This window comes from Pseudomonas sp. ADAK2 TE3594, assembly GCF_053628675.1.
In genome coordinates this window covers 6448040-6472378 of the sequence record NZ_JBRJGV010000001.1, presented here as the reverse complement: position 1 = coordinate 6472378, position 24339 = coordinate 6448040, and the positions used below count along the sequence as shown (strand labels likewise).

The 24339-nt window shown below is 60.4% G+C and carries 17 protein-coding genes; 5 read left to right on the top strand and 12 right to left on the bottom strand.

The features are described 5' to 3' along the window. Positions 1 to 20: 20 nt before the first annotated feature. The 9 genes from gltB to AB7M22_RS29090 all read right to left on the bottom strand — a co-directional run bounded on the left by gltB (position 21) and on the right by AB7M22_RS29090 (position 13052). On the bottom strand, positions 21 to 4466 hold the full coding sequence (gene gltB / locus AB7M22_RS29130; RefSeq protein ID WP_454188560.1) for a glutamate synthase large subunit: 4446 nt from the start codon (positions 4464 to 4466) through the stop codon (positions 21 to 23). A 351-nt stretch (positions 4467 to 4817) separates the two neighbouring features. After that, entirely contained in the window at positions 4818 to 6404 is a 1587-nt protein-coding gene (locus AB7M22_RS29125) for an AAA family ATPase (RefSeq protein ID WP_454188559.1), read from the bottom strand. Between the two features lie 10 nt (positions 6405 to 6414). After that, positions 6415 to 7515 (bottom strand): 3-dehydroquinate synthase, encoded by a 1101-nt coding sequence (aroB, locus tag AB7M22_RS29120; protein WP_038978611.1) that lies wholly within the window; start codon positions 7513 to 7515, stop codon positions 6415 to 6417. A 150-nt stretch (positions 7516 to 7665) separates the two neighbouring features. Beyond that, positions 7666 to 8184, bottom strand: a complete 519-nt coding sequence (gene aroK / locus AB7M22_RS29115; protein ID WP_033036282.1) for a shikimate kinase AroK — start codon at positions 8182 to 8184, stop codon at positions 7666 to 7668. A gap of 4 nt (positions 8185 to 8188) precedes the next feature. After that, entirely contained in the window at positions 8189 to 10264 is a 2076-nt protein-coding gene (gene pilQ, locus AB7M22_RS29110) for a type IV pilus secretin PilQ (RefSeq protein WP_454188558.1), read from the bottom strand. Positions 10265 to 10277: 13 nt separating this feature from the next. Continuing rightward, positions 10278 to 10805 carry a pilus assembly protein PilP gene (locus AB7M22_RS29105; protein ID WP_007899215.1) on the bottom strand — a complete coding sequence of 176 codons (528 nt, stop codon included), beginning with the start codon at positions 10803 to 10805 and terminating at the stop codon, positions 10278 to 10280. Next, positions 10802 to 11425 (bottom strand): type 4a pilus biogenesis protein PilO, encoded by a 624-nt coding sequence (gene pilO / locus AB7M22_RS29100; RefSeq protein ID WP_007899217.1) that lies wholly within the window; start codon positions 11423 to 11425, stop codon positions 10802 to 10804. The genes AB7M22_RS29105 and pilO overlap by 4 nt, the downstream gene beginning before the upstream one ends. After that, positions 11422 to 11988, bottom strand: a complete 567-nt coding sequence (locus AB7M22_RS29095) for a PilN domain-containing protein (protein ID WP_454188557.1) — start codon at positions 11986 to 11988, stop codon at positions 11422 to 11424. The genes pilO and AB7M22_RS29095 overlap by 4 nt, the downstream gene beginning before the upstream one ends. After that, on the bottom strand, positions 11988 to 13052 hold the full coding sequence (locus tag AB7M22_RS29090; protein ID WP_007899221.1) for a pilus assembly protein PilM: 1065 nt from the start codon (positions 13050 to 13052) through the stop codon (positions 11988 to 11990). Before AB7M22_RS29090 ends, AB7M22_RS29095 begins: the two co-directional genes overlap by 1 nt. Positions 13053 to 13270: 218 nt before the next feature. On the opposite strand from AB7M22_RS29090, the gene AB7M22_RS29085 reads away from it, so the two are divergent. Next, on the top strand, positions 13271 to 15709 hold the full coding sequence (locus tag AB7M22_RS29085; RefSeq protein WP_454188874.1) for a penicillin-binding protein 1A: 2439 nt from the start codon (positions 13271 to 13273) through the stop codon (positions 15707 to 15709). A 252-nt stretch (positions 15710 to 15961) separates the two neighbouring features. On the opposite strand, the gene AB7M22_RS29080 is transcribed toward AB7M22_RS29085, so the two are convergent. From AB7M22_RS29080 to rpmE, 3 genes are all read right to left on the bottom strand, one after another. Beyond that, positions 15962 to 17230: a malic enzyme-like NAD(P)-binding protein gene (locus AB7M22_RS29080; protein ID WP_007899225.1), complete on the bottom strand. Its 1269-nt coding sequence runs from the start codon at positions 17228 to 17230 to the stop codon at positions 15962 to 15964. Positions 17231 to 17413: 183 nt separating this feature from the next. Next, positions 17414 to 18214, bottom strand: coding sequence for a thermonuclease family protein (locus AB7M22_RS29075; RefSeq protein ID WP_454188556.1), 801 nt, complete (start codon positions 18212 to 18214; stop codon positions 17414 to 17416). Between the two features lie 14 nt (positions 18215 to 18228). Next, positions 18229 to 18459: a 50S ribosomal protein L31 gene (gene rpmE, locus AB7M22_RS29070; protein WP_007899231.1), complete on the bottom strand. Its 231-nt coding sequence runs from the start codon at positions 18457 to 18459 to the stop codon at positions 18229 to 18231. 170 nt (positions 18460 to 18629) lie between these two features. Between rpmE and AB7M22_RS29065 the strand changes: the two genes are divergently transcribed. The 4 genes from AB7M22_RS29065 to hslV all read left to right on the top strand — a co-directional run bounded on the left by AB7M22_RS29065 (position 18630) and on the right by hslV (position 24295). Further along, a complete protein-coding gene (locus AB7M22_RS29065) occupies positions 18630 to 20849 on the top strand; it encodes a primosomal protein N' (RefSeq protein WP_454188555.1) in 2220 nt (739 codons plus the stop codon). A gap of 238 nt (positions 20850 to 21087) precedes the next feature. Then, a complete protein-coding gene (gene argS / locus AB7M22_RS29060; RefSeq protein ID WP_454188554.1) occupies positions 21088 to 22824 on the top strand; it encodes an arginine--tRNA ligase in 1737 nt (578 codons plus the stop codon). Position 22825: 1 nt separating this feature from the next. Further along, positions 22826 to 23533: an SPOR domain-containing protein gene (locus AB7M22_RS29055; RefSeq protein WP_008009226.1), complete on the top strand. Its 708-nt coding sequence runs from the start codon at positions 22826 to 22828 to the stop codon at positions 23531 to 23533. Between the two features lie 231 nt (positions 23534 to 23764). Next, on the top strand, positions 23765 to 24295 hold the full coding sequence (hslV, locus tag AB7M22_RS29050) for an ATP-dependent protease subunit HslV (RefSeq protein WP_007899242.1): 531 nt from the start codon (positions 23765 to 23767) through the stop codon (positions 24293 to 24295). Positions 24296 to 24339 lie beyond the last annotated feature (44 nt).

Below are 24339 nucleotides of genomic sequence, written 5' to 3'. Positions count from 1 at the left end.
TCAAACTCTTCAGGCGCATATCACTGCGGGTTGGCACGGGTGCTGGAAAGCAACGATTTCAGGTTGGCAGCCTTGGGCTTGACCAGCCAGAAACGACGCAGATAGTCATCGAGGTTTTCAGCGAGGTTACGACCCCACTCGCTGTCGGTTTCCTCGACGTATTCGTTCAGCACGCGTTGCAGGTGGCTGCGATAGGCTTCCATCGCCTCACCGCTGATCCGCTGGATTTCCACCAGTTCGTGGTTGACCCGGTCAACGAAGGTGTTGTCCTGGTCGAGCACGTAGGCGAAACCGCCGGTCATGCCGGAGCCGAAGTTGTAACCGGTCTTGCCCAAAACGCAGACGAAACCACCGGTCATGTACTCGCAGCAGTGATCGCCAGTGCCTTCCACGACAGTGTGAGCACCGGAGTTACGCACCGCGAAACGCTCGCCCGCGGTACCGGCGGCGAACAGCTTGCCCCCGGTGGCGCCATACAGGCAGGTGTTGCCGATAATGGCGCTGTCCTGAGTCTTGTAGATGCTGCCCTTCGGCGGAACGATGACCAGCTTGCCGCCGGTCATGCCTTTGCCGACGTAGTCGTTGGCATCGCCTTCCAGGTACATGTTCAGGCCGCCGGCGTTCCACACACCGAAGCTCTGACCCGCCGTGCCTTTGAAGCGGAAGGTGATCGGCGCGTTGGCCATGCCTTGGTTGCCATGCTTGCGAGCAATTTCACCGGAGATCCGCGCGCCGATGGAACGGTCGCAGTTGCAGATATCCAGGGCGAAATCAGCGCCGCTCATGTCGTTGATGGCCGAGGTGGCCAGGTCGACCATTTTCTCGGCCAGCAGGCCTTTGTCGAACGGCGGGTTGCGGTCGACCTGGCAGAACTGAGGTTTGTCTGCCGGGATGTGATCGCTGCCCAGCAACGGGGTCAGGTCCAGGTGGTTCTGCTTGGCGGTCTGGCCTTCGAGGATTTCCAGCAGATCGGTACGACCGATCAGCTCTTCGAGGGAACGCACGCCCAGCTTGGCCAGCCACTCACGGGTTTCTTCGGCGACGTAGGTGAAGAAATTCACCACCATGTCGACGGTACCGATGTAGTGATCCTTGCGCAGCTTCTCGTTCTGGGTCGCGACGCCGGTGGCGCAGTTGTTCAGGTGGCAGATGCGCAGGTATTTGCAGCCCAGCGCGATCATTGGCGCGGTGCCGAAGCCGAAGCTTTCAGCGCCGAGGATCGCGGCCTTGATCACGTCGAGGCCGGTTTTCAGGCCACCGTCAGTCTGTACACGGACCTTGCCGCGCAGGTCGTTGCCGCGCAGGGTCTGGTGGGTTTCGGCCAGGCCGAGTTCCCACGGAGCGCCCGCGTATTTGATCGAGGTCAGCGGCGATGCACCAGTACCGCCGTCGTAGCCGGAGATGGTGATCAAGTCCGCGTAGGCCTTGGCCACACCGGCAGCGATGGTGCCGACGCCCGCTTCTGCAACCAGCTTCACCGAGACCAAAGCCTTCGGGTTGACTTGTTTCAGGTCGAAAATCAGCTGCGACAAGTCTTCGATCGAATAGATGTCGTGGTGCGGCGGAGGCGAGATCAGGGTCACGCCCGGTACTGCGTAACGCAGCTTGGCGATCAGACCGTTGACCTTGCCGCCCGGCAACTGACCACCTTCGCCGGGCTTGGCGCCCTGAGCTACTTTGATCTGCAGCACTTCAGCGTTGACCAGGTATTCCGGGGTTACACCGAAACGCCCCGTGGCGACCTGCTTGATTTTCGAGCTCTTGATAGTGCCGTAGCGCGCCGGGTCTTCACCGCCTTCGCCGGAGTTGGAACGCGCACCGAGGCGGTTCATCGCTTCGGCGAGGGCTTCGTGGGCTTCCGGCGACAATGCGCCCAAAGAGATGCCCGCGGAGTCGAAGCGCTTGAGCACCGATTCCAACGGTTCGATCTCGCTGATGTCCAGCGGCGTGTCCAGGGTCTTGACCTTGAACAGGTCGCGGATCATCGACACCGGACGGTTGTCCACCAGCGCCGTGTATTCCTTGAACTTGCTGTAGTCGCCCTGCTGCACAGCCGCTTGCAGGGTGCTGACCACGTCCGGGTTGTAGGCGTGATATTCGCCACCGTGGACGAACTTCAGCAGGCCGCCTTGCTGGATCGGCTTGCGCGGGCTCCAGGCTTCAGCCGCCAGGGCCTTCTGCTCGGCTTCGATGTCGACGAAACGCGCACCCTTGATACGGCTTGGAACGCCACGGAAGCTCAGGTCGCAGACTTCCTCGGACAGGCCGATCGCCTCGAACAGTTGCGCACCGCGGTACGAGGCGATGGTGGAGATGCCCATCTTCGACAGGATCTTCAGCAGGCCTTTGGTGATGCCTTTACGGTAGTTCTTGAACACCTCATAGAGGTCGCCCAGCACTTCACCGGTGCGGATCAGGTCGCCCAGCACTTCGTAGGCCAGGAACGGATAGACCGCCGAAGCACCGAAACCGATCAGCACCGCGAAGTGATGCGGATCGCGAGCGGTAGCTGTTTCCACGAGGATGTTGGAGTCGCAACGCAGGCCTTTTTCGGTCAGGCGGTGGTGCACCGCACCGGTCGCCAGCGAAGCGTGGATCGGCAACTTGCCCGGGGAAATGTGACGGTCACTCAGCACGATCTGGGTGCGACCGGCGCGAACGGCTTCTTCAGCCTGATCGGCAACATTGCGCACCGCGGCTTCGAGGCCGACGCTCTCGTCGTAGTTGAGGTCGATGATCTGGCGTTCGAAGCCCGGACGATCGAGGTTCATCAGCGAACGCCACTTGGCCGGGGAAATGACCGGCGAGCTGAGGATCACGCGCGAGGCGTGTTCCGGCGACTCCTGGAAAATATTGCGCTCGGCACCGAGGCAGATTTCCAGCGACATGACGATGGCTTCACGCAGCGGGTCGATCGGCGGGTTGGTCACCTGCGCGAACTGCTGGCGGAAATAGTCGTACGGCGTGCGCACGCGCTGGGACAGCACGGCCATTGGCGTATCGTCGCCCATCGAGCCGACGGCTTCGTAGCCTTGCTCGCCGAGCGGACGCAGCACCTGGTCGCGCTCCTCGAACGTGACCTGATACATCTTCATGTACTGCTTGAGCTGATCGACGTCGTAGAACGCCGAACCATGGTCGTTGTCTTCCATGGTCGCCTGGATGCGCAGGGCATTCTTGCGTAGCCATTGCTTGTACGGATGACGGGACTTCAAGCGGTTGTCGATGGCGTCGGTGTCGAGGATCTGACCGGTTTCGGTGTCCACGGCAAAGATCTGGCCAGGGCCAACGCGACCTTTGGCGATCACGTCTTCAGGCTGGTAGTTCCAGACACCGATTTCCGAGGCCAGGGTAATGAAGCCGTTCTTGGTGGTGACCCAACGCGCCGGGCGCAGACCGTTACGGTCGAGCAGGCACACCGCGTAACGACCGTCAGTCATTACCACGCCGGCCGGGCCGTCCCACGGTTCCATGTGCATCGAGTTGTATTCGTAGAACGCCCGCAGATCCGGGTCCATGGTTTCGACGTTCTGCCACGCAGGCGGAATGATCATCCGCACGCCACGGAACAGGTCGATGCCACCGGTGACCATCAACTCGAGCATGTTGTCCATGCTGGAGGAATCGGAACCGACACGGTTCACCAGCGGGCCGAGTTCTTCCAGATCCATCAGATCGTTGGTGAACTTGGTGCGACGGGCCTGAGCCCAGTTGCGGTTGCCGGTGATGGTGTTGATCTCGCCGTTGTGGGCGAGGAAGCGGAAAGGCTGCGCCAGCGGCCATTTCGGCAAGGTGTTGGTCGAAAAGCGCTGGTGGAACACGCAGATCGAGGTTTGCAGGCGCTGGTCGCTCAGGTCTGGATAGAAGGCGGTCAAATCCGCCGGCATCATCAGGCCTTTATAAATGATGGTCTTGTGGGAAAAGCTGCAGATGTAGTGATCGACGTCGGCGGCGTTGTCCACGGACGAACGACGACGAGAGCTGAACAGCTTGATCGCCATGTCCTGATCGCTCAAGCCTTCGCCACCGATGAACACTTGTTCGATCTGCGGCAGGCGCTCGAGGGCCAGACGGCCGAGGACACTGGTGTCGATCGGCACTTTGCGCCAGCCGACCAAGGTCAGGCCTTCGGCCAGGATCTCGCGATTCATGTGCTCGCGAGCGGCTTCGGCTTTCACCGGGTCCTGGTTGAAGAAGACCATGCCCACAGCGTATTGCTTGGGCAGTTCGACGCCGAATGTTTCCTGGGCGATGGCACGCAGGAATACATCCGGCTTTTGAATCAGCAGACCGCAACCGTCACCGGTCTTGCCGTCGGCGTTGATCCCACCGCGGTGGGTCATGCAGGTCAGGGCCTCAATGGCCGTTTGCAAAAGGGTATGACTGGGCTCGCCCTGCATATGGGCTATCAGGCCGAAACCGCAGTTATCCTTGAATTCATCTGGTTGGTACAGACCTGCTTTCATAGACACTTTCTCACCAGGCTGCCTCTTATCGAGGCAAATTTCTTTTCAATTCAACCAGTTACCATCCACGCCGAACGTACGCCAGCTTTGCGGGGGCAAAAGGGAGGTCATTGTACACACCGACACAGAGGCTCACAAATTTGACGACGAAATGTCGCAAATCTATGTCGCATTTGTGAAAGGTTTAAAGCGATATGCTGTGCTAGTCAAAACTTTTTTTAATTTTGACCGCAGCGACTCAAAGACTACTGTGACGCAGACACCACAAGGCACGCGGCCTGTAGAGGCGGCATGCACTTGCAGAAATTTTGAGGTGCTTGGAGAGGCGGCCTGGGTAAGGCCGCCGAATCTTCAGCGAGTTGTTGCCAGTTCCTGTTGGACGCTGGCGACAGTGCGAGGCCAAGGTTTACCAGCCTGAACCTTCGCTGGCAAGGCCTTGATGGCGGTAACGGCTGCATCGCGGTTAGCGAAGCTACCGTAGGTGATGACGTAAAGCGGCTTGCCGTTGAGTACTTTCTTGAAATAACGGTACTCGCCGCCCTGCTCCTTGACGAAGCTTTGCGCGGCCGATTCGGAGCTGGTGCCGAGGATTTGCACCACGTAGTTACCCGGTGCCTGGCCTGCGTACCAGCTGCCACCGGCGGCTTTGGCCACGGTGACTGGCTTCTCGGCAGGTTTGACGGCGACGGCCGGCTTGGCGGGCGCTGGAGCCGGTTTGGCAACAGGTGCAGGCGCTGGCTTGGCTGTCGCGACCTGAGTCGGCGCTGGAACCGGTTTGGCGGCAGGCGTTGGTGCCGGGCCTGGCTGGACGCCGGCAGGCGGCGCAGTCGTGGTCACGGTTGGCGGGGTAGCGCTGGAACCTTCGACCGGCACGCCGTCATCGCCTTCGGTGATACCACCGGCCGCTTCGGCCAACGGGCCACGCATCACCGGCTGCGAGTTGCCGACCAACGGCAACGGCATCGGTTGCGAATTACCGGCGAACTCGACGGAGGGAGCGCCACCGCTGTTAGGCTGTGGCGTGCCCTGGCCCAGCGGCAGTTGCGCCTGTTCGTTGGCAGGTGCGCCGGTGGTCGGCGCTTTGCTGCGACCCGGCATCAACCAGGCGGCGGCTACCGCGACCACGACAACGGCGGAAATCGCCAATACGTGTTTCTTCGGCATGTTGAACCCCATACTTGGACGCTTCACCGCTGAGCGGCTGGCAATCATGGCTTCGATCATCGCATCGCGGGCGACCTGGTTGATGGTGCCAGGCCAACCGTCGGAGCTTTCGTGAATATCAGAGATCTGATCCGCGGTAAAAAGTTCGATACCCCGGCCAGCGCCTTCAAGACGCTGATCCAGATATTCGCGGGTTTCTTCTTCGGTGTAGGGCTGCAATTCGATGACGTGGAAACGCTCTTCCTCAAGGGTCAGCGCTTCAAGCTGGGCAATCAGCGAAGACTCACCGAACAGGAACACGTGCGGGCGACCTTCCGGTGCGCCCGCGGCCAAGGCCAGCAAGGCTTCCAGCGCGGACTCGTCGAGTTGCTCGGCGTCATCCACCAGCAAATAGACTTCCTGCCCCGTAAGGGCAAGCTGGACCACCTGAGCCAGGATCGCGCCGATTTCAGCCTGCTCGACATTCAGCGCCTGAGCCACCTGGCGCAGCATACCGGCTGCATCGCCGGCACCACGGGCGGAAACCACCACGCTCTGCACTGACTGTTTGTTGGTGCTAGCCACCAGAGCCTGACGCAACAAGGTTTTTCCGCTGCCTTGAGGGCCAGTGACCACCAGCAACAACTGGCTGTAACGGGCCAGATGATGCAGTTGCCCCAGCACCGGTTTGCGCTGGGCCGGGAAAAATTTGAAGCCAGGCACCCGTGGAGCGAAAGGGTCATGACTTAACTGGTAATGGCCGAGGAAAGCCTCGTCGGCATGCAAACTAGTCATCGGGATCTTATTAACCTTTAAGCTGAGCCAGGGCGCGGTAATCCGCCCCCAGCGTGGCCTGTAAAACCTCTTTCGGATAATCGTCGGTCACCACTGCTTCGCCCATGTGGCGCAGCAGCACCAGGCGCAAACGACCGTCGATCACTTTCTTGTCAATTGCCATGTGCTCGAGAAAATCGGCTTCGGTCATCTCTTCCGGCGGAATGACCGGCAAGCCGGCACGCTGGAACAGGCGAATACCGCGATCACGCTCCTGTTCGCTGATCCAGCCCAGGCGCGCGGACATCTCCAAAGCCATTACGGTGCCAGCAGCCACTGCTTCACCATGAAGCCAGACACCATAGCCCATATGAGTTTCGATCGCGTGGCCGAAGGTGTGGCCCAGGTTCAACGTGGCACGCACGCCTGTCTCTTTCTCGTCGGCACCGACCACCGCAGCCTTGGCCGCGCAGGAGCGTTCGATGGCATAAGTCAGGGCGGTCTGATCGAGCGCTCGCAGGCGATCGACGTTTTCTTCGAGCCAGGTCAGGAATGGCTCGTCGCAGATCAGCCCGTACTTGATGACTTCCGCCAGCCCGGCGGACAGTTCGCGGGGCGGCAGGGTGTTGAGGGTGGCGGTATCGATCAGCACCACGTTGGGCTGATAGAAGGCGCCGACCATGTTTTTGCCCAGCGGGTGATTGATCCCGGTCTTGCCGCCCACCGAGGAGTCGACTTGCGACAGCAATGTGGTAGGTACCTGGATGAAATCGACGCCACGCTGGTAGCAGGCGGCCGCAAAACCGGCCATGTCACCGATCACGCCGCCACCCAGGGCGATTACCGTGGTGCGGCGATCGTGCCGTGCAGTCAGCAGGCCGTCGAAAATCAATTGCAGGGTTTCCCAGGTTTTGAAGGCTTCGCCGTCGGGCAGCACCACGGAAATCACCGAGAACTGCGCTAGGCTGCGGGTCAGACGCTCCAGGTAGAGCGGCGCGACGGTCTCGTTGGAGATGATCGCCACCTGCCGCCCGCGAATATGCGGGGCCAGCAGCTCAGGCTGATCCAACAAACCTTCGCCAATATGAATCGGGTAGCTGCGCTCGCCTAGATCGACCTTGAGTGTCTGCATGTGTCCCCACAGTGAAGATGGAATCAGGCATCCTGCCTTGAGTTTACGAATTCCATGGCGTCTGCTGCTGTGACGCCATTCGGTAGCCAGCCGCCACAACCTTGAGCGGTTGCGACAGGACGCCGAGGATAGCGCATTTCGCGCCGCGCATTAACGGGGCGGTAGCTGCTGCAAGCGTTCGAGGATGTCGAGCACCACCATCCGCGGTGGCCGCTCATCGGTTTCCACCACCAGGTCGGCGATTTCCCGATACAGCGGATCACGGATCGCCAACAAGTCCCGCAAGGTCTTCGCTGGATCGGCGGTGCGCAACAGTGGCCGATTGCGGTCGCGAGCCGTTCGGCCGACCTGCTGCTCGACAGACGCATGCAGATACACCACCCGACCACCGGCGCGCAGCGCTCGACGATTGGCTTCGCGCATCACCGCGCCGCCACCGGTCGCCAACACCACGCCATCGAACTCGCACAGCTCGGCAATCATCGCCTGCTCGCGATCACGAAAGCCCGGTTCGCCTTCCTTATCGAAAATCCACGGGATATTGGCGCCCGTGCGCAATTCAATTTCCTTATCGGAATCTTTGAACGGCAGGCGCAGCTCTTTGGCCAGCAACCGGCCGATGGTGCTTTTACCAGCCCCCATCGGTCCAACAAGAATCAAATTTCGCACAGAATCAATGACTCACAGCAATCGCCTGATTGTTCATGATACGCGGAGTGAGAAATACCAGCAGCTCGGATTTTTTCTCCGAAACCACGTCACGCCGGAAAAGGCGGCCAAGATACGGCACATCACCGAGAAATGGCACCTTATCTACAACCTTGCTCTGAGTATTTGAGAAAACCCCACCTATGACGATGGTCTCGCCGTCGTTGACCAACACCTTGGCGTTGACCTCGTTTTTCTTGATCGGCGGTACATCCTGCACTTTGTTCAGGTAGTCCGGTTCGTCCTTGGTGACTTTGACCTCCATGATGATGCGGTTGTCCGGCGTGATCTGCGGGGTCACTTCCAGGGACAGCGAAGCTTCCTTGAACGACACCGAGGTGGCGCCGCTGGAGCTGGCTTCCTGATAGGGAATCTCGGTGCCCTTGAGGATTTTCGCGGTTTCCTTGTCGGACGTGACTACCTTGGGCTGCGAGACAATTTCCCCGTTGCCGGTTTTCTCCATGGCCGAAAGTTCAAGGTCCAGCAGCACATTGTCGGTAATGAAGGCGATGCCGATCCCCGAGGTATTGGCAGAGGTTCCCAAGTCGACGAACGGCGAGTTGGTACTGGTGCTGCCCGGCGTACCAATGGTGGTCGAAGAGCCGTTGACCCCGGACGTGTTCCAGTTACCCTTCTGCACCGAACCACCCCAGCGTACGCCAAGGCTTTTGTCGTAATCGACGTTGGCTTCGACGATGCGCGCCTCGATCATCACCTGACGCACCGGAATATCCAGTTGCGCAACGATACGACGCAGTTCGTCGAGGCGATCCTGGGTCTGGTAGGCAATGATGTTGTTGGTTCGCTCATCAACCGTGATTGAACCTCGCTCGTCGACTTTCGCTTCGGCGCTGGTCACTGACTGGAACAGCTTGGCGATATCGGCGGCCTTGGCGTAATTGACCTGTAACAGCTCGCGACGCAGAGGCGCCAGTTCGGCGATCTGCTTCTGCGACTCCAGCTCCTGACGCTCTCGGGCAGCGATTTCATCAGCCGGCGCCACCAGCAGCACGTTACCAATCTTGCGTTTATCCAGGCCTTTGGTTTTCAACACCAGATCCAGCGCCTGATCCCACGGCACATTCTGCAGGCGCAACGTGATCCCGCCCTGCACCGTGTCGCTGGCCACCAGATTGAGGTTGGTGAAGTCGGCGATCAGTTGCAGCACCGAGCGCACATCGATGTCCTGAAAATTCAGCGAGAGTTTTTCGCCGGTGTAAGCAAAGCGTTCGGCGTTGCGTTTCTGCAAGTCGTCAACAGTCATCGGCCGGATGCTGACGGTCAGTTTGTTGTCGGTCTGATAGGTCGAATAATCGAAGGCGCCACTGGGCTCGATACTGATAATGGCCCGGTCGCCCGTGGCACTGGCGTTGACGAACTGCACCGGCGTGGCGAAATCCTTGACGTCGAGGCGTACGCGCAACCGTTCAGGCAGTTGGGTCTTGGTGAAACCGACGATGATTTTGCCATCGCGTTCCTGAATGTCCGGGGCGATGGAGGGATCCGACAGATCGATGACCACATTGCCCTCACCCTGGGTGCCGCGCTGGAAATCCACGCCCCGGATGGATTTGCCCACGGGAGCACTGGCTCTGGCGGGCGCGGGTACCACAGTGGCCGCACGCGGTGCGCTGGCAATCGGTTTGGACCCCTTGTTACCGGCCGCCTGTCCGACGACCACAAACAGATTGTTGCCTTCGACGCGGGCGTTGTATGGCGTTAATTGAGTCAGGCTGATAATCAGCCGTGTGCGGTCCTTGGCCTCCACTACCGTGGCGCTGCGGGCATTGCCGCCGCCCAGGTCGCGATGCTTGTTCGCCAGCTGACTGGTGACCCCCGGCAGGTCCAGCGCAATCCGCGCAGGCTGCTCTGTCGTGTAACCGTGGGGCTGCGGCGGTGGTCCATCGAACGACAACTTCAACTCGACACGGTCACCGGGCAGCGCGGCGACATCCAGCGCTTTGAGGTTGGCCGCCACTACCATCGGCGACAGAAACGCTATCCATAGCGAAATACCGAAGGTTGAGAAAATCCTGTTCATTATTCGAGTTCCACTATGAGTGCTCTTTCAAAGGGATGGTTCGCGGCCGTTCCAGCCAGGCACCTTCGCCATCGGGAACGATTTCGACCACGTCGACTTGCGAACCGCTGATGGCGACGATCCGTCCATCGTTACGCCCCAGGTAATCGCCGACTTTCAGCCGATGCACGCCGCCCGCCCCGCGCAGCAGCGCAAAGGATCCGGCGGCATTGGAGATAGTGCCGACCATTTCAAATTGCTCGATGTTGAAACCTTCGAGGTACTGCTTGACCCGGTTGGGGTCGGGTTTGACGTTGCGCGAGCCGTGCTTCTGCCCGGCCAGATCGACTCTGACCTGCCGGGAGAACGGGCTACGCAGGTTGGCAGCGTTGTAGGCGAATGTCGGGTAAGACCGGAATGTCGGCGTTGGTTCAATCTTGCCGGGTGCACGCAGGCGCACTTCGTTCAGGTAGGCGTCCAGGTCGCTGAAATCATTGTCGCCGCCACAACCGGCCAGGAGAACCAGACACATAACCATCGACAGGCAACGAATCGGGCTCATTTCTGCAACCCCTTGTCGTTGTAGCGATAGGTCTTGGCAAGGATGCTCATGCGCAACTTCGGGCCACCATCGGGATTGGCCGGTGCTAGGTCGAAGTCATGCAGGGTGACGATCCGCGGCAGCCCGGCCACGCCGCTGACGAAAGTGGCCAGGTCGTGATATGCGCCGGTGACGGTGATCCGGATAGGTAGCTCGATGTAGAACTGCTGGGTGACTTCCGGGAGCAGCTTGATCTCTTCGAACTCCAGGCCGCTGCCCAGGCCGGTGCGGGTGATGTCCTCCAGCAGGCCGGGCACTTCGGTGTCGCTGGGCAACTGCCGTAACAGCATGCCGAAGGAGTTCTCCATTTCCTTCATCTGCTGGGTATACAGCTCCAGATTCGCCGCCATGTGGGCCTTGGTCGCGAATTGCTCCTTGAGCGTCGACTCTTCCTCGCGCCTGAGTTCCAGGTGGTTTTGCAGATCGCTGATCAAGAAGCTGTAGCCCAGGGCCAGCACCAGAACCATCAGCAGGACACTCGCCAGGACCTTGATCGGCGCAGGCCAGGAGCCCATGTTGTTGGTGTCCAGATCGCTGATGTCGATCTGGCGCAACCCTTCGAACCATTCGGACGGCTTCATTTAGCGCCCCCCACAACTGCGGGCTGAGTCTGACGGACGGTCAACTGAAAGACATTGGCCTGATCCAGCTGACCAGCGGTGGTCGCTTTGACCTCCGTAAGGTTGGGCGCATCGAACCAGTCGGAGGCATCCAGATTGCGCATCAGATCCGAAACACGATTATTGGACTCCGCCGCGCCGGTGATGGACAACGTCTTGCCGACCATTTTCACTTCAGTGAAATAAACTCCGTCCGGCAAAGTACGCGCCAATTGATCGAAAATCCTCCCGCTGATCGGTCGGTTGCCTTGCAGGTCCTGAATAATGCGCATGCGCTCGACGAGTTGCTGTCGACGGGCCTTCAGGTCGCTGATTTGCTTGATCCGCTCGTCGACCACGGCAATCTGCTTGCTGATGTAATCGTTACGGGCGACTTGCCGATTAATAGCGCCGTTAAGGACCTGATCCGCGATCAGCAACGCCCCCACTGACCCCACCAGCACACCGACCAACGCCAGTAAAAAGCGTTTGCGACGCCCTTCGCGCAACTCTTCACGCCAGGGTAAAAGATTGATCCGCGCCATCAGTCGAAACTCCTGAGGGCCAAACCGCAGGCGATCATCAGTGCCGGAGCATCACTCGCCAAGGCACCGGCGTTGACCTTGCTGCTCAGGGTCATGTCGGAAAATGGATTGGCGACCTGGGTCGGGGTACCCAGTCGCTGCTCGATCAATCGCTCCAGCCCGGGGACCGAGGCAGTGCCGCCAGCCAGGAGGATGTGATCGACCGAGTTGTATTGGCCGGAGGCAAAGAAAAACTGTAACGAACGCGATACCTGCTGCACCAGCGCGTCACGAAACGGCTGCAAGACCTCGCTGACGTAATCGTCCGGCAAACCGCCCTGCTTCTTCGCCAGCCCCGCCTGCTCGACCGTCAGGCCATAACGACGCTGGATCTCTTCCGTCAGTTGACGGCCGCCGAACAATTGTTCGCGGGTGTAGATGATCCGCCCGTTGTGCAGCACGCTCAGGGTGGTCATGGTGGCGCCGATATCGACCACCGCCACGGTCAGACGCTCCTGAGAAGCGGCCAACTGGGTTGCCAGCAGGCCGAACGATCGCTCCAGGGCATAGGCTTCGACATCGACCACGCGCGCGGTCAACCCGGCCAGAGCCAGGGCCGCTTCACGGACTTCGACGTTTTCCTTGCGACACGCCGCCAGCAGCACATTGACTCGCTCGGGGTTGCGCGCCGACACGCCCTGCACTTCGAAGTCGATCGCCACTTCATCCAGTGGATAAGGGATGTACTGATCGGCCTCGATCTTCAGCTGGTTTTCCATCTCGTCGTCGGAAAGACCGGCGTCCATCTCGATGGTCTTGGTGATCACCGCCGAACCGGCCACCGCCACAGCGACGTTCCTGAGGCTGGTTTTGGCCTTGGCCAGCACGCGCGCAAGGGCCTGCCCCACGCCTTCGAGCTCGGCGATATTTTTCTCGACCACGGCACTGGCGGGCAGCGGTTCGACCGCATAGGCCTCGACCCGATAGCGGTCGCCCTGGCGACTTAGCTCCAATAGCTTCACCGACGTGGAGCTGATGTCGATCCCCAAAAGCGTATTGGCTTTTTTATTGAAGAGTCCTAGCACTACCAATTCCCTATGACTATCCGTGAGTTACGGACTCTGTAATATCCATTGCGTTCAATACCCCCCGTCTTGACAGAAGCGCAAATGACGCCCCCGACGGAAAAATGCTTATAATGCCGAGCGTTTTTTCCGCTTTCACTGCAAGCGCGGGTCATTCTCTGTATAGCCTGAACCCTGATGCCTAATTCATTCTTTGCCCTGGATATCCAAAAGCCTTGATTCGTCTGCTGAAATTTTTCGGTTGGTCCATCGTCGCCGTTTTCTGCGGACTGCTCCTGGGTCTGAGCGGCGCTTTTCTTTACCTTAGCCCCGGATTGCCATCCGTGGAGGCGCTGAGAAGTATTCAGTTGCAGATTCCTTTGCGGGTGTACAGCAGCGACAACAAATTGATCGCAGAATTTGGCGAAATGCGCCGTACGCCAATCCGTTTCGCCGACATTCCCCCCAATTTCATTAATGCGTTACTAAGTGCTGAAGACGACAATTTCGCCAACCACTACGGCGTCGATCCCAGCAGCCTGATGCGGGCCGCCACCCAGTTGGTAAAAAGCGGACACATTCAGTCCGGCGGCAGCACCATCACCATGCAGGTGGCGAAGAACTTCTTCCTGACCAGCGAACGCAGCTTCTCGCGCAAGACCACCGAAATCCTCCTGGCCCTGCAGATCGAACGGCAGTTGACCAAGGACGAGATCCTCGAGCTGTACGTCAACAAAATCTATCTGGGCAACCGCGCCTATGGCATCGAGGCGGCGGCGCAGGTCTATTACGGCAAGTCGATTCGTGACGTCAGCCTGGCGCAGATGGCGATGATCGCCGGCCTGCCAAAAGCCCCGTCGCGCTTTAACCCCCTGGCCAACCCGGCCCGCAGCAAGGAGCGCCGCGACTGGATCCTGGGGCGCATGTACAAGCTCGGCAAGATCACCGAAGCCGACTACACCACCGCGATCAATGAACCGCTGAACGCCAGCTACCATGTGCCGACTCCGGAAGTGAACGCACCGTACGTCGCCGAAATGGCCCGTGCCGAAATGGTCGGCCGCTATGGCAGCGATGCGTACACCGAAGGTTTCCGTGTCACCACCACGGTGCCAAGCGATTTGCAGGAGATGGCCAACACCGCGGTTCACGAAGGCTTGATGACCTACGACCAACGGCACGGTTATCGCGGCCCCGAGTCACGCCTGCCGGGTAAAACCCGAGAGGCCTGGACTGTAGAGCTGACCAAGCAGCGGACCATCAGCAGCCTGGAACCGGCGATCGTGACCCAGGTCGACAAGAACGGCGTACAAGTACTGACCCGTTCCGGCGAAGAACACGTCGCCTGGGACACCATGAAGTGGGCTCGCCCCTTCCTGAACACCAACAGCATGGGCGCCAATCCGAAGCAGCCGTCGGATGTCGCGCAGGTCGGTGATCTGATTCGCGTGCAGCGCCAGCCAGACAATTCGCTCAAGTTCAGCCAGATTCCGCAGGCTCAGGGCGCACTGGTTTCCCTCGACCCGCAGAACGGCGCCATTCGTTCGCTGGTCGGCGGTTTCGCCTTCGAGCAGAGCAACTACAACCGCGCCATGCAGGCCAAGCGTCAGCCGGGTTCGAGCTTCAAGCCGTTCGTCTACAGCGCCGCCCTGGACAACGGTTATACCGCCGCCAGCCTGGTGAACGACGCACCGATCGTGTTCGTCGACGAGTACCTGGACAAGGTCTGGCGTCCGAAGAACGACACCAATACCTTCCTCGGCCCGATCCGCATGCGTGAAGCGCTCTACAAGTCGCGCAACCTGGTATCGATCCGCCTGCTGCAAGCGCTGGGTGTCGACCGCACCATCGACTACATCAGCAAATTCGGCTTCAACAAGCAGGACCTGCCGCGCAACCTGTCCCTGGCCCTGGGTACCGCGACCCTGACGCCAATGGAAATCGCCACCGGCTGGAGCACCTTCGCCAACGGCGGCTACAAGATCACCCCGTACATCATCGACAAGATCGAAAGCCGTAACGGCGACACGCTATTCGTCGCCAACCCGCCGAGTGTTCCGAAAGGCGCCGTAGCCAGCGATGGCATCGCCGTGCCGGCCGCCGACACCTTCACGGTCAACGCCACTCCAGGCGCAGCACCGAGCGCCCAGCCAGCGCCACAAACGCCAGCCGTGGCCGAGCGCATCGTCGATGGGCGCACCACTTACATCCTCAACAGCATGCTGGAGGACGTGATCAAACTCGGCACCGGTCGCCGTGCACTGGCCTTGGGCCGCAGCGACATCGCGGGCAAGACAGGCACCACCAACGAATCCAAGGACGCCTGGTTCTCCGGCTACAACGCCGATTACGTAACCACCGTCTGGACTGGCTTCGACCAACCGGAAAGCCTGGGCAAACGCGAGTTCGGCGGCACCGTTGCCTTGCCGATCTGGATGAACTACATGGCGGCAGCCCTTAAAGACAAGCCGCCGCACACCCAGGCGGAGCCAGAAGGCATCCTCAGCCTGCGGGTTGACCCGATCAGCGGCCGTGCAGCCAGCCCTGGCACGCCAGGCGCCTACTTCGAACTGTTCAAGGCCGAAGACACACCACCGTCGGTGAACGAACTGGGTAACGGCAATGTGCCGGGCAGCCCGCTGCCAGCGGATGAGGCAGCACCGATCGATTTGTTCTGATCGTGTAGCGCAATGCAAAAGCCCCGCCTTCGAAAGAAGAGCGGGGTTTTTTATATCGGGGTTTTCTGTGCTGGCCCCTTCGCGGGCAAGCCTCGCTCCTACGGATTGTTCGCAGATTTTGATATCGCACACAACCCCGTAGGAGCGAGGCTTGCCCGCGAAGAGGCCCTTACAAACGATACAAAACTCCCGGATACAAAAAAGCCCCGACTCAGAGCGCGCCGGGGCTTTGTGTTGAAGCGTTACAACGGCTTAGCCGTTGAACACGTCATCCACGCTTTTCAGCGGGTAGTTCTTCGGATACGGCAGGGTCGCCACACCGGTCTCGATCGCAGCCTTGGCCACGGCATCGGAGATCAGGGTGATCAGACGGGCATCCATTGGTTTCGGAATGATGTACTCACGACCGAATTCCAGTTTGATGCCACCGTAGGCGTCGCACACTTCCTGAGGCACTGGCAGCTTGGCCAGTTCACGCAGGGCGTTGGCGGCAGCCACTTTCATTTCTTCGTTGATGCGCTTGGCGCGAACGTCCAGGGCACCACGGAAGATGAACGGAAAGCCCAATACGTTGTTGACCTGGTTCGGGTAGTCCGAACGGCCGGTGGCCATGATCACGTCGTTACGGGTGGCGTGAGCCAGTTCCGGGGAGATTTCCGGATCCGGGTTCGAGCACGCGAACACGATCGGGTTGGCCGCCATGGACTTCAGGCCTTCAGCGCTCAGCAGGTTCGGGCCGGACAGGCCAACGAACACGTCAGCGCCTTCCAGCGCGTCAGCCAGGGTGCGCTTCTCGGTCGCGTGAGCGAACACAGCCTTGTACTGGTTCAGGTCGTCACGGCCGGAGTGGATCACACCGGTACGGTCAACCATGTAGATGTTTTCGATGTTGGCGCCCATGCTCACCAGCAATTTCATGCAGGAGATGGCCGCGGCACCGGCGCCCAGGCAGACGATTTTGGCATCAGCCAGGGTTTTGCCAGCGATTTCCAGGGCGTTGATCATGCCGGCCGCGGTAACGATTGCGGTGCCGTGCTGGTCATCGTGGAATACCGGAATATCGCACTGCTCGATCAGAGCGCGTTCGATCTCAAAGCACTCAGGTGCCTTGATGTCTTCCAGGTTGATGCCACCGAAGGTGATGGAGATACGCTTGACGGTGTCGATGAAGGCTTGCGGGCTTTCGGAGTCGACTTCGATGTCGAACACGTCGATGCCGGCGAAGCGCTTGAACAGCACACCCTTACCTTCCATAACCGGCTTGGAAGCCAATGGGCCGAGGTTACCCAGGCCGAGAATCGCGGTGCCATCGGAAATGACTGCAACCAGGTTGCCCTTGCCGGTGTATTTGTAGGCCAGTTCAGGATCGCGGGCGATTTCGCGTACTGGTTCGGCTACGCCGGGGCTGTAGGCCAGCGACAGATCGCGGGCGGTAGCGGTGGCCTTGGTGAGCTCGACACTCAGCTTCCCTGGACGGGGATGGGCGTGATATTCGAGAGCGGCAGTTTTCAGATCAGACATATGGGCATTCCGCTTTTTACTGTTGGACAGACGGACCGCCGAGGATACTCGCCTCGCAAAGTCCTCACAAGACTGACCAGTCACCCCTGTCAAGCGCCCGGCCCTACGACTTTGAGCCAAGAGCCACGGAACACAAGGGATAGACTGTTCACAATCAACAGAAAAAATGTCTACAATTTTTTCTTACGGTGCTGCCTGCAACATCGCCGGATCGGTCAGCGGCAGCAGCCAGCGCGCCTGCCCCGGTTTCAGCCCGCCGCGACGCGAACGATCCACCACCCAGCCACGAGCCTCGATTTGCTTGCCTTTGAGCTTTTCCAGCGATGCGACATCGAATTGGTCCAGCATATTGGGTGCAACCCGCAATACAACCGAATCCTGCAACTCGATCCAAACGCCGCCGCGATTGCGCTGAACCTTGCTCACACGACCGCTGAGCATGGCGAAGCCGGACGCGCTGATCTGCTCCGCTTTCAGTACAGGTGATTGACGCCACAGCCCGAGACCGGCCTGACGAGCACTGCGTTCGGCCACTTGCTGGCAGGCGACCAAATCGACATTCGGTGCCACCGCCACCTGAAAACCGAGGCCCTCGGCGAGCATCTGCGCTTCAAGGTTGGCACCATCGACGCCATAGACATGGGCCAGGGTACGGCCGTAATGGTCCTTGCTTTCCTTACCCGGCAGCAAACCGACCCGCCCGTCGCTGGCGGCCACCAGAGCTTCAAGGCGCTTGCGCGCGGCCACGGCGAACGGCTCGTCAGAACGCCCCTGCTTGCCCAACTCCGGCGTATTCAAACCGATCATGCGCACGCTGCGACCATCGCGCAGGCGCAAGGTGTCGCCATCCACCACTCGCTGCACCGCGACCGACGTCAGCCCGCTCGGCGCCGGGCAGAAGGCCTGGGCAGCGGAAAGCCAAATCGCGGACACAAAAAAGGCGCCCGCGAGGGACGCCTTTTTCATCAGCAAGGAAAAGCCCATTGGGCCTTTCAACCTTACTCTGCAGCAGCAGGAGCTTTCTTGCCGAAAGCGCCGAAACGGTCTGCGAAGCGCTGTACACGGCCGCCAGTATCCAGAGTCTTCTGCTTACCGGTGTAGAACGGGTGGCATTCGTTGCATACGTCGATCGCCAGAGGCTTGGCCAGGTTCGAACGAGTTTCGAACTTGTTGCCACAGCTGCAGGTAACTGCGGTGATTTCGTATGTTGGATGGATATCGGCTTTCATGATGTATTCCTCAGGCTAGCGTGCCGCCACTCAACACCATTGTTGAATACCGCACGTAATTAGGCCGCGGATTCTACCAGACCTTTGCAATCACGCAAGCTGTCCCTTACACCGACCGTCTGCTAGGCTCCCGGCCTTCTTCATCGCCCTCTCATCGAGAAAACAATCGCGTGCCCAACGCCATTTTGCGCCTCGCCCTGCCTTCGCCTCTGCGCCGCCTGTTCGATTACCGTGCCCCGGCCGGAGTCCTGCGCGCCCAGTTGCACCCTGGCATGCGCTTGCGGGTGCCGTTTGGCAGGCGAGAAATGATCGGGATTCTGGTGGAGGTCACCGACACCAGCGAAGTACCGGCAGAAAAACTCAAACCGGCCCTGGCGCTGCTCGATGCCACGCCGCCCCTGCCGCCCGCGTTGTTCAAGCTGTGTCTATGGACTTCCCAGTATTACCAGCACAGCCTCGGCGACACGTTGAGCTGGGCGCTCCCGGTATTATTGCGTCAGGGTGAACTGGCCGAAGCGCGTCAGGAGCGTTTTTGGTCCGCCGCGCCGGGCGCCAGCCTCGATGATCCGCGCATCGCCCGAGCACCGCGACAGCGTGAAGCCCTGGCGACCCTGGCCCAGCATCCTCATGGTGTCGCTCATCAGTTGCTGAGCAAATTGATGCTGAGCAAGGACAGTCTCGATCTGTTGCTGGCCAAGGATCTGGTGCAAGTAGACATCCGCAAGCACGCGCCCGGTGTGCGCCACGAACACTGGCTGGCGCAACCGGAGCTGCCGCTCAACCCGGAGCAGCGCGCCGCTTACGAAGCGATTCGCGCCGGATTCGACAGTTATCACGCGTTCCTGCTGGCCGGTGTCACCGGCAGTGGCAAGACCGAAGTCTATTTGCAGCTGATCCGCGAAACCCTCGAGGCCGGCAAGCAAGCCCTGGTGCTGATCCCGGAGATCAACCTCGGCCCGCAAACCCTGGCGCGCTTCGAGCAGCGCTTCAATGCGCGTATCGCGCTGATCCACTCCGCGGTCAATGACCGCGAACGCCTGGAAGCCTGGCTGGCGGCGCGGGATGGCGAGGCCGACATTATTATCGGTACCCGTTCGGCACTGTTCACGCCGATGAAGAACCCCGGCCTGATCATCATTGATGAAGAGCACGACGGCTCTTATAAACAGCAGGAAGGCCTGCGCTACCACGCCCGCGACTTGGCACTGGTCCGCGCCCGGCAGGAAAACATCCCGATTGTCCTCGGATCCGCCACACCTTCGTTGGAAAGCCTGCAAAACGCCTACACCGGTCGTTACGGTCTCTTGCGCCTGAATGAGCGGGCCGGTGGCGCCAAGCAACCGCGTTTCCTGCGCCTGGACGTGAAAAGTCGTCCGCTGGACAGCGGCATTTCCGGGCCGATGCAACAAGCTATCGGTCAGACCCTGGCCGCCGGCCAGCAGGTGCTGGTGTTCCTCAACCGCCGAGGGTTCGCCCCGACGCTGCTTTGCCATGACTGCGGCTGGATGTCTGAATGCCAGCGCTGCGACGCGCGAATGACCGTGCACCAGCGCTCCGGTGAACTGCGTTGCCACCATTGTGGCTACGTCGAACGAGTGCCTCGGCATTGCCCGAAGTGCGGCAAGGTCGATTTGCGGCCCGTGGGTGCCGGTACCGAGCGCGCCGAAGAACGCCTGGGGATTTTGTTTCCGCACGTCCCGGTGCTGCGGGTCGACCGCGACAGCACATCACGCAAAGACGCGATGAATCAACTGTTCGCGACCATCCAGAAGGGCCAGCCATGCATTCTGGTCGGCACACAGATGCTTGCCAAAGGGCACCACTTTCCCCGGGTGACCCTGGTGTCGATTCTCGATGCCGACGGCGGGCTGTTCTCCGGCGATTTCCGCGCCAGCGAACGCATGGCACAGTTGATCGTCCAGGTCGCCGGGCGCGCGGGGCGGGCCGAAGAGCCGGGCAAAGTGATTATCCAGACGCACCTGGCGGACCATCCGCTGCTGGTGCAACTGACCGAACAAGGCTATTTCGCCTTTGCCGAACAGGCGTTGAGCGAACGCCGCTCCGCAGGACTTCCGCCGTTTGCGCATCTCGCGCTGCTGCGGGCCGAAGCGCATAAACCGGGGCAGGCCGAAGGCTTCCTCGATGAAGCGTGCAGCGAGGCCGAGCGTTTGCTGGCCGAGCAGAACCTGACCGGGATTGAGTTGCTGGGGCCAGTGCCTGCGCCGATGGAGCGCCGGGCCGGGCGTTATCGTGCGCAGTTGTTGCTGCAAGCGACGGCCCGGGCACCGCTGCATCGATTGCTGAGCAGTTGGTTGCTGGTTTTGGAGCAGATGCCGAGTGGGCGGGCGGTGCGCTGGTCCTTGGATGTCGATCCGGTCGATTTGTATTGAATTCAAGATTGCTATCGCGGGCAAGCCCGGCTCCCACAGGGATCTGCGTTGTTCACATGCTCTACGTCATACCACTTACCCTGTGGGAGCGGGCTTGCCCGCGATAGCGGTCGATTTGTCACCACATATCCATAACCTGCCCGCTATAGTTGGCAAGCCCGTCTTCGCAACGGATAATGCCCAGTTTTTCCACCAGCGCATCGAAGCGCCGCCGCGCTTGCGGTCGAAAGAGCAGACCATGAAAGACACCATTCGCCAGCTGATCCAACAAGCCATCACCCAACTCGTCAACGAAGGTGTGTTGCCTGAAGGCCTGTCGCCGGCGATCCAGGTGGAAAACTCCCGTGACAAGAAAAACGGCGACTTCGCCAGCAACATCGCCATGATGCTGGCCAAACCGGCGGGCATGAAACCCCGTGACCTGGCCGAGAAAATCATCGCCGCGCTGCCGGCTGACGAGAACGTCACCAAGACCGAAATCGCCGGTCCTGGCTTCCTGAACTTCTTCCAGAACACTCAAGCCCTGGCGACCCGCCTGGACGCGGCACTGGCCGACGACCACATCGGCGTACGCAAGGCCGGCCCGGTGCAGCGCACTGTGGTTGACCTGTCGGCCCCGAACCTGGCCAAAGAAATGCACGTCGGCCACTTGCGCTCGACCATCATCGGCGACGGCGTGGCCCGGGTTCTGGAATTCCTCGGCGACGAAGTGATCCGCCAGAACCACGTTGGCGACTGGGGCACCCAGTTCGGCATGTTGATGGCTTATCTGCAGGAAAACCCGATCACCAGCGACGAGCTGTCGGACCTGGAAAACTTCTACCGCGCCGCCAAGCAACGCTTCGACGAGTCCGCCGAGTTCGCTGATCGCGCCCGTGGCCTGGTGGTCAAGCTGCAAGCCGGCGACCCGGACTGCCTGGCGCTGTGGACCAAGTTCAAAGACATCTCGCTGTCGCACTGCCAGAAAATCTACGAACTGCTGAACGTCAAACTGACCATGGCCGACGTAATGGGTGAAAGCGCCTATAACGACGACCTGATCAACGTGGTCAACGACCTCAAGGCCGCTGGCCTGCTGGTCGAGAGCAACGGCGCGCAATGCGTGTTCCTCGACGAGTTCAAGAACGCCGATGGCGACCCGCTGCCAGTGATCATCGTCAAGGCCGACGGCGGTTACCTCTACGCCACCACCGACCTGGCAGCCGTGCGTTATCGCAGCGGCGTGCTGAAGGCCGATCGTGCGCTGTATTTCGTCGACCAGCGCCAGGCCCTGCACTTCCAGCAAGTGTTCCAGGTCGCGCGCCTGGCCGGTTTCGTGACGCACCCGATGGAAATGGAACACATGGGCTTCGGCACCATGAACGGCGCCGACGGCCGTCCGTTCAAGACCCGTGATGGCGGCACCGTGAAGCTGATCGACCTGCTGACCGAAGCCCAGGAGCGCGCCTACACCCTGGTGAAAGAGAAGAACCCAGAGCTTGCCGAAGACGAGTTGCGCAACATCGCCAAGGTCGTGGGCATCGGCGCCGTGAAATACGCCGATTTGTCCAAGCACCGCACCAGCGACTACAGCTTCAACTTCGACCTGATGCTGAACTTCGAAGGCAACACCGCGCCATACCTGCTGTACGCCTACACCCGGGTGGCCGGCGTGTTCCGCAAGCTTGGCAAGGATTTCAGCGAAGTCGAAGGGCAGATCGTCCTCGAAGCCGCACACGAACATGAGCTGGCGGCGAAACTCGCGCAGTTCGGCGAGATCCTGAATAACGTGTCCGACAAAGGCACGCCGCACATCCTCTGCACCTACCTGTACGATGTTGCCGGCCTGTTCTCCAGCTTCTACGAGAACTGCCCGATCCTCGGCGCCGACACCCCGGCGCAAATGCAGAGCCGTCTGCGCCTCGCCGCGCTGACCGGCCGCACTCTCAAGCAAGGCCTGGAACTCTTGGGTCTGGAAACTCTGGAGCGTATGTAAGTTGGCTGCCAAGAAAAAACCTGCACCCAAGCGTGGCGCCAGCCGTTACCAAGCTCCTGCAAAGCAACCGATCCCGGGCTGGCTGTGGATGGCCATCGGCCTGACGGTCGGCGCGTTCATTGTGTTCCTGATGAAGCTGGAGCCGGGCAAGGGCAGCGATACCGTCAAGCGCGAGAAGATCGAGCAGCAGAAAGCCACCAAGATCGCCGAGGCCAACAAGACCCCGCCAAGCCCGACGCAACCGGTGAAACCGAAGTACGACTTCTACACTTTGCTGCCGGAATCGGAAGTCATTGTGCCGCCGGACGCGGTACCGGAAAAAACCCTGCCGACACCACAAGTGCCGGCCATTCCGACCACGCCGGTGACGCCGGAGCAAGCGGCGAAGATCGACACCGCCCGAGCTCAAGCGGCATTGGCTGGCATCACCCCGCCGCCAGCGCCACCCGTGGCGAAAGCTGCGCCGGTGACCAAGTTCTTCCTGCAAGCGGGTTCGTTCCGCAAGGAAGCCGATGCCGACAAGGTGCGTGCGCAGATCATCCTGCTGGGTCAGGCCGTGGCGGTTGAATCCGGCACTGTGAAGGACGAGACTTGGTATCGGGTGCTGGTCGGTCCGTTCAGTAATCGCGAACAGCTGACCACCGCCCAGAAACAACTGGCTGGCAGCGGCTTCAGCAACCTGTTGTTACAACAACGCCAGAGTCGCTGACCCGGTCAGGGACATTGCGTCATCGTTCTTCGCGGGCAAGCCTCGCTCCTACAGGATCACGTAAATCTCTGTAGGAGCGAGGCTTGCCCGCGAAGGCGCCCGAACAGACAACATCCCCATCCCCGCCCTACACCGCTCGTCCCCTCTCCCGCTCCACAGTTGAAAAACGCTCCACCACCCCCATATGAGTTGGCATAAGGCATTTTCGCCCCGCTGCGTGGAGACTCTCCCTTGACCACCATCGTTTCAGTTCGCCGCCACGGCAAAGTCGTCATGGGCGGCGACGGCCAGGTTTCGCTCGGCAATACCGTGATGAAAGGCAACGCGAAGAAAGTTCGCCGCCTCTACCACGGCCAGGTTATCGCCGGTTTTGCCGGGGCCACCGCTGACGCCTTCACCCTCTTCGAGCGTTTCGAAGGCCAGCTTGAGAAACATCAGGGCCATCTGGTTCGCGCCGCCGTCGAACTCGCCAAAGAATGGCGCACCGACCGCTCCCTGAGCCGCCTCGAAGCCATGCTCGCGGTCGCCAACAAAGATGCATCCCTGATCATCACCGGCAACGGTGACGTGGTTGAGCCCGAAGAAGGCCTGATCGCCATGGGTTCCGGCGGCGGTTACGCCCAGGCTGCCGCGAGTGCCCTGCTGAAGAAAACCGATTTGTCGGCGCGGGAAATTGTCGAAACAGCGCTCGGCATCGCCGGCGACATCTGCGTATTCACCAACCACACCTTCACCATTGAGGAGCAGGACCTCGCTGAGTAAGCCTGTTCTGGCCTAGCGCCACGGCTCACTTTTGCTTGAGGACC

What these genes read in the sequence shown, in the direction of transcription:
- pilQ (WP_454188558.1), bottom strand. Translation starts at nt 10,264, where the DNA reads ATGAACAGGATTTTCTCAACCTTCGGTATTTCGCTATGGATAGCGTTT.
- gltB (WP_454188560.1), bottom strand. Translation starts at nt 4,466, where the DNA reads ATGAAAGCAGGTCTGTACCAACCAGATGAATTCAAGGATAACTGCGGT.
- argS (WP_454188554.1), top strand. Translation starts at nt 21,088, where the DNA reads ATGAAAGACACCATTCGCCAGCTGATCCAACAAGCCATCACCCAACTC.
- AB7M22_RS29125 (WP_454188559.1), bottom strand. Translation starts at nt 6,404, where the DNA reads ATGACTAGTTTGCATGCCGACGAGGCTTTCCTCGGCCATTACCAGTTA.
- AB7M22_RS29080 (WP_007899225.1), bottom strand. Translation starts at nt 17,230, where the DNA reads ATGTCTGATCTGAAAACTGCCGCTCTCGAATATCACGCCCATCCCCGT.
- AB7M22_RS29075 (WP_454188556.1), bottom strand. Translation starts at nt 18,214, where the DNA reads ATGGGCTTTTCCTTGCTGATGAAAAAGGCGTCCCTCGCGGGCGCCTTT.
- aroB (WP_038978611.1), bottom strand. Translation starts at nt 7,515, where the DNA reads ATGCAGACACTCAAGGTCGATCTAGGCGAGCGCAGCTACCCGATTCAT.
- AB7M22_RS29095 (WP_454188557.1), bottom strand. Translation starts at nt 11,988, where the DNA reads ATGGCGCGGATCAATCTTTTACCCTGGCGTGAAGAGTTGCGCGAAGGG.
- AB7M22_RS29105 (WP_007899215.1), bottom strand. Translation starts at nt 10,805, where the DNA reads ATGAGCCCGATTCGTTGCCTGTCGATGGTTATGTGTCTGGTTCTCCTG.
- rpmE (WP_007899231.1), bottom strand. Translation starts at nt 18,459, where the DNA reads ATGAAAGCCGATATCCATCCAACATACGAAATCACCGCAGTTACCTGC.
- pilO (WP_007899217.1), bottom strand. Translation starts at nt 11,425, where the DNA reads ATGAAGCCGTCCGAATGGTTCGAAGGGTTGCGCCAGATCGACATCAGC.